At 62.3% G+C, this 6257-nt stretch carries 6 protein-coding genes; all 6 read right to left on the bottom strand.

From position 1 onward, the window contains the following. Positions 1-43: 43 nt before the first annotated feature. Entirely contained in the window at positions 44-346 is a 303-nt protein-coding gene (locus M3I53_RS25010; protein ID WP_254318521.1) for a hypothetical protein, read from the bottom strand. Positions 347-362: 16 nt separating this feature from the next. After that, entirely contained in the window at positions 363-932 is a 570-nt protein-coding gene (locus tag M3I53_RS25015) for an RNA polymerase sigma factor (protein ID WP_254318522.1), read from the bottom strand. Between the two features lie 165 nt (positions 933-1097). After that, complete coding sequence (locus M3I53_RS25020; protein WP_254318523.1) at positions 1098-2114, bottom strand: hypothetical protein; 1017 nt, start codon at positions 2112-2114, stop codon at positions 1098-1100. A gap of 2 nt (positions 2115-2116) precedes the next feature. Then, positions 2117-2638: a (2Fe-2S)-binding protein gene (locus M3I53_RS38475; RefSeq protein WP_254318524.1), complete on the bottom strand. Its 522-nt coding sequence runs from the start codon at positions 2636-2638 to the stop codon at positions 2117-2119. Continuing rightward, complete coding sequence (locus M3I53_RS25030) at positions 2635-5364, bottom strand: xanthine dehydrogenase family protein molybdopterin-binding subunit (protein ID WP_254318525.1); 2730 nt, start codon at positions 5362-5364, stop codon at positions 2635-2637. Before M3I53_RS25030 ends, M3I53_RS38475 begins: the two co-directional genes overlap by 4 nt. Before the next feature lie 36 nt (positions 5365-5400). After that, the coding region (locus M3I53_RS25035) for a formylglycine-generating enzyme family protein (RefSeq protein WP_254318526.1) at positions 5401-6257 on the bottom strand (857 nt) is incomplete at its 5' end.

Below are 6257 nucleotides of genomic sequence, written 5' to 3' on the forward strand. Positions count from 1 at the left end.
TGAATTGTGCCAGCCCGTGACAGGACGAGGCTTGGCCCCTGGCTTACTGCGCGGGCGGCGTGGCGCCATTGCGCAGCTGCTCGCGCTCCTGCGGCGTCATGTGCTGCCACTGTTGCCACTGGTGCCAATGCATGCGCCGGCGGCAGCCGCCATGCCCGCGGAAGCCGCCGAACAGGATCCGGCACAGCACCAGCAGGCCGATCGCGCGTGGATAGTCGATGGCATGCGCATTGGCCACGATCGTCGGTGCGATCCAGTTCCACAGGCCCATGACGATCCCGCCCAGCAGGGCGATGACCGCAATCATCAGCAGCGCCTTGGCAAACATTTTGCGGCGAAACTTCATTTCATTCTCCTTCGGTTCAAATGTCCAGGTCGTCCCATGACGCGCGCAAACGTTCGCGCAGATGCAGCACCGCATAACGTTTGCGCGCCAGCAGCGTATTCACGCCGACCCCGCTCGCGGCGGCCAGCTCCTTGAAACTGCGCCCGTCCAGTTCGTGCGCGATGAACACTTCGCGCTGGCTGGGCGGCAGTTCGTCGAGCGCGGTGCGCAGCGCGTCGAGCATCGCTGCGCGCTCGTAAGCGGCCTCGGGGCCGGCGTTGGAAGAGGGCAGTGCGAGGTCGAGGCGGTATTCGCTTTCTTCCTCTTGCGGCTCGACTAGCAGCACTTCCCTGCGTTTGCGAAACCGGTCGACGATGCGATTTCGCGCCACGCGAAAGAGCCACGCGCCCACCTGCTCGATGGGCTCCGGCAGCCGCCACGCCTGAACCAGTTCCTCGAACACGTCCTGAAGAATGTCGTCGGCTTCGTCCTGGTCGACTACGCGGCGGCGGATGAAATTGCGCAGCCTCGGGCGCTCGCGGGCGACGGTGTCGGCGATTTCGCGGTCCTGCGTACTCGGCGGGCTTGGGGTGGGCGGCGGTTCCATACCCGTGTAGACGATCCGGAAAGAGAAATATTGTGCCGCGCGCTTGCTGCGCTTGGCCGCCACCGCGCTTTTTTTGGGCGGCCGCAGCGGTGGCCATGGTTTTCGCGGCGGCTTTGGTGGTCGAGGTGGCGGGCGCGGCAGCGGAAGGCGCGCCGGCGATGTAGATCAACGCAGTGACCGCTTATCCGGACTCGAAGGGATGGGCGTGAACGTGCAATTCGGATCTTTGTGCGCCGGATCGTTGCAGCAGGCCAGCAAGGCTTCGACCGACGCGACGTTTGCCTTGTCCCATTGCTCTTTGCTCATCGCGTTGTCGGTCGGCATCCAGTGGTTCTGCGGAAAACTGTTGGCGAGCTGGTCGTTACCCGGCGCTTTCAGCTTGCCCACCGAAAGCCCGAGAAAGGCAGTGCAGCTCTGCTCGCTGCCAATGCGGTGACAGCCAATGCAGGTGTTGCCCGGTGTGCTCATCGTCATGAGGTGATACGACGAGAAGGCCTGCCCGATGCTCGAATACTTCCCCCATGGGTCGGTGGGCACCTTGTCCCACACCTGCCCGATATAAGGGCTGAAGATGAAGGGGCCCGCGTCGTGGCATTGGACGCATGTGGGTTTTTCGGAGGCGACCGCTGCGGGTGTCGCCCAGAATTCGACTGCTGACGGTTGTCCTGATGGCGGCTTTCTCTCGTTTGGCGGCGGCACGCGTGTCGCAACGATTCCACTACTTGCGGGTACGTCAGCTCGCGATTTCGATACTGGAGGCGCCTTCGCCTCGAACCAGCAGGTCTTGCCATTGCCTGAATGATGCATCACGACGACTACGAGGTCATAGAACTGGCTATTGTCTCCGCGCAGCACATCGCGACGGCAGTACGCGGAAATTTGCGTGTTGCCGCGCGACAGATTCAGGATCTTCGAAAACGGAATGCATTGACCTTTTGCTTCTGAAGTCGGGTTTAGCAATGAAGGCTTGTCGCATCGCTTCGGGGACTCACTGGGTCCGGGCGGCTTTCCATCGATCGTAATGGGAATATCGGTTCCGTCATTGCAGTTGAACGGTGGGATTTCGCCGATTTCCCTCACGCATTGATCGGCGTATTCGAGCAAGGTCTGCTCATGGGTAAAGGCGGCAAGCGGCACGGCAAAGAGAAAGCACAGAGCGAACAGGCTGGCGCGGACAGACATGGTCATCCTCCGCTTTTCATCTGCATGAGCGCGACCTTGCGAATCGCTTCCCGATACTTCACGTAGCCTGTGCAGCGGCACAGATTTCCCCCCACCCACGTGTCGATTTCCGTTTCGAGCTGGTCTGCGCTGACACGGTACGCCTTTACATGTTCGAGCATGGCGGTCGCCGCCATCAGAAAGCCACGCGTGCAGTAGCCGCACTGAAACGCGAAGGACTCGAGGAAACCTTGCTGCAGCGGCGAAAGCCCGTTGCCGTCCGCGAGGCTCTCCACGGTATAGATATATTGATTCGCGACCGCGCTCACGGGTGTCACGCACGCCAGGGTCTTTTCCATCAGCGCGTCGCGGCTGCTGCGCAGGCCCACGGTGCACGCGCGGCACGTGCCAATGCCGCAGCACACCTTGGTCCCCGTGAGGTCCATTCGTTCGTGAAGATATTCGGCGAGGTTCATGTCGGTATCGGCGGCCGGTACCGTGATGGCGTGTCCGTTCACGTGAATCTTGACGTCGGCTTCGCTCACTTCAGAGCCTCGCGTATCTTGTCGGGCGTGACGGGGGTTTGCCTGAAGCGATGCCCGGTTGCCATGGCCAGCGCGTTCAGCAGCGCCGGCGCGATGGGGCACATCACGGCCTCGCCGATGCCGCGCGCGCTGTGATGGTCTCCATCTGGCGGCGGCAGCGCGATCAGTTGCTGGCGCGGGACGTCGGTCATGCGCGTGATGAGGTACCGGTCGAGATTCCAGGTGCCGTTGCCGGGGCCGCGATCGCCCAGCGGACACGATTCGCTCAGCACATTGCTCATCGCCATGGCCACCGCGCCTTGCGACTGGCCTTGCACGATCTCAGGACAAATCAGACGGCCGGCGCTGAGCGTCGTGACGACATGTTCGACCTTCGCGTGCCCGCTCTCGGGGCTCACGGACACCGCGACGAGCGCTGCCGAAGGCGCATAGTTCGTGCGCCCGAAATTGAACGTATCGAGCGGCGGCAGCAACTCTCCGTGAGGCAAGCCCTTGAGATGGTGGGTATCGGGGCCAACGGCTATGTAGTCGCAGTCCATCTCGACGGCGCCCGACGCGAACGTGTACTGGCTTCTCCAGAACCCCCCGGCATAGGTGACATGGGCGGCGGCCACGGTAGGCAATTGCTGGCGGTTGATCTCGTCGAGCAACGCGGGCCAGCTGATTGCCGGGTGGCCGGCGGCGGTCAGCCTCGCATTGGTCCACTTGAGGTCATGTCGCTCGACGTGCGGGTTGCGCCATAGTGCGCGAGCGGCAGGCAGCACGCTTTGCAGCATCAACACCATTGCGGCGCGGTCTACGGCCTGAAAGTGATGGAACGCACCGAGGCAGGCGCTCGAAGAATTAAAGGGGCTCGAGATCGGTTTGCTTAGGGGATTGCCCAGGATGCCCAGCTTCGAGTATTCAAAATCCGATATCTGAAACGCGTCGACTTCGTTCATGGTGATGGTCTGCGCGTTCTGCCCAAGGCACGCGGCAGGCGCGAGGGCCAACGTGGTTGCCGCGCCATTGCCCATGTCCGTGTAATGCGTGAGCACATGCAGGCCCGCGTTCGGCTGAATCTGCACCATCGCGAATACGGCGTCCTTGCCGGTACCGTAGGCCTGATTCGACATGGCGAGTCCAACGCCATATCGCAATCCGAGCGCGCTGCGTTGCGCGCGCACGCTTTCCCTGTTGCGCCATAACTCGTGCCCTTCGAGCCGGTTCAGCAGGTCGGCGAGTTGCAGATCGAACAGAATGGGTGCGCCAGTGAGCGTTTTGCCGTGCTGCTTGCTCAGGAGGTTACTGCGCCGGATGTCGAATGGACTTTTGTGCAACGCCTGGGCGGCCTCGTCCATGAGCGTTTCGATGGCGAGGTAAGCCTGGGGACCGCCAAAGCCACGCTGCGAGCCGCCGAACAATGCGGGCGTATAACGCACGGAGCTTTGCGCAATGGCGCGCGGAATGTCGTAGCAGCTCATGGCGCTCATGGCAGCGAGGTCGCCAACGGCGCCCGTGAGATTTTCCTTGCCGCCGCCATTGAAGCTGAAGGAACCGACGAGCGCCTGGAGCTTGCCGTTATCGTCGAGCCAGATGGACTCCGTGAAATCCGTTTCCGCGCGTTTCAAGCCGACCTGAAATTGTTCATAGCGCGATTGCTGCCAGCGCAACGCCCCCTTCGCGAAAGGCGCAGCGAGGGCGAGATAAACGGGAAAATTCGATTCGTCGCGGCCGCCGAATCCGCCGCCTGGGTAGCAGCTGATCACGTGAACGTGCTTGACGTTGATATTGCTTTCCTTGAACACCTTACATGCGGATATGCAGTCGCCGCGCGGCGATTGTGTGCCGAGTACCAGATTCAGACAACCGGAATCCGCCTGAAACCACGCCAGTCCCGACTCCGGCTCCATGAAGACGGGATCGATTGCGGGCGTTTTGAAGGCGCCATCGAACCGGTGCCAGACCTTGCTCTCGACCTTGGCGCTGGCCAGTTTGAGAATGCCATTACCGATGTTGTTGCATTTGGCGGTGAATGCCTTGTCGGTATGGCCGCTGCTTTGGAGGTTCGAAAACGACCTGGCGTCGTCGCGCACATAGAGCTTGGATGCGAACGGATACAAGGTGGTCGTGTTGCTTTCCGGCACCGTTGCTCCGTAACGGATAACCGACTCGTTGAAATCGAGCAGTTTCTTCGCACGGCGGTACGTGTCGTAGTCTTCGAAGATCAATAAGGCGACCGGCTGGCCGTAGCAATTGGCGGGTTTGCCTTTCTGCGCGAAGAGATAGATATCCTGGCTAGCTACCGGATCGGTCTCGGCAGCGAGAGAGATGCGATTGTCATTCAACGTCTGACTGGAGACCACGGCGATCGGGCGAAGATCGCGCGGCAATACGCTCAGGTCGAACTCTTCGACATTCTTGTCGACGCAATTACATCTCAGCGCATATAGCCAGTTTTCTTCTTTCGGCCAGCCGTCGAAGTCGCGCGCCTTGTAATCGCGTGCGTAGATCTTCGCCCCCGTGACCTTGCTCACGCCCTCGATGCGCCAGCGCGCCTTGCCTGGCTCCGGCGCCCAGTCGGTAGTGCCGTTCGGTGGCGGTGGTGCGCAATGGGCGCTCGTCGCGGCGAGTGCGGTTGGGCTGGCAGCCGTGAACGCGGTAATGGAGCTCACCGACATCGTGACCGCGCCGCTCCCCATGGCCTTGAGGAATGTCCGGCGAGTGATCGGAACATCGCAAGCCATGTGCGTCTCCAGGCGAGACCCGCAGCGTAATCTGCGTTATTTCATGTCGCGCGCTACGCGAAATCCATTGGCTTCGTAGCGAACGCTGCTGTCGTATTTGAAGCGCGTGGCGGCGAGCATGTAGCCCGCACCGTCGCGCCACGATCCGCCGCGAATCACGCGCGTTTGGCAGTTAGGCTCGTCCCACGAGTGGCCATCGTTCGGGGCGTTCTTGTATGAGTTGTGCCAGCAGTCGCTGACCCATTCCCAAACGCCGCCGGCCATGTCGTAGAAGCCAAATGCATTGGCCGGGAACGAGCCCACGTCGTCGGGCGCCTCGACGTGCCACGGCGGCCCACAGTCCTTGCAGTTCGCCGTGCCCTTGCGCATATCGTTGCCCCACCAGTAGCGCGTTTCGGTGCCGGCTCGCGCGGCATATTCCCATTCCGCCTCCGTCGGCAGGCGGTAGGGTTTGCCGCTGACCTTCGAAAGCCATTTCACGTATTGCTGCGCGTCGTCCCAGCTCAGGTCGCGCACGGGGGCGTTCGGAGAGGCGTTGTTCTCGTTCGACAGGCGCGGGCAGGCACTCGCGGCGACACACGCGTTCCACTGCGCCACCGTTACCGCATACTTCGCGAGTGCGTAGCTATGGCTGATTGTCACGTGGTGCGCGGGCCGCTCCGAGGCGTCGTCCGTGTCGATGCCCATGGTGAAGTTGCCGGGCGTCACCGCAACCAGCACCGGGCAAGATGGGCAGTCCTGAATGTCGTGGGGACCCGGCTTCAAAATGGCGGGGCTACCCTTCGCGGCAACTGCCGCCGCGGCCGCGGTCGTTGCGGCGGCTGCCGGTGCCGAGGCGGACGCTGCCTTGGTCTGCGTGGCTGGCGGGGCAGCCGGGGGCGGCGGTGTCTTTG

Origin of the sequence: Paraburkholderia sp. CNPSo 3272, from assembly GCF_024206495.1 — a bacterium.
GTDB lineage: Bacteria > Pseudomonadota > Gammaproteobacteria > Burkholderiales > Burkholderiaceae > Paraburkholderia.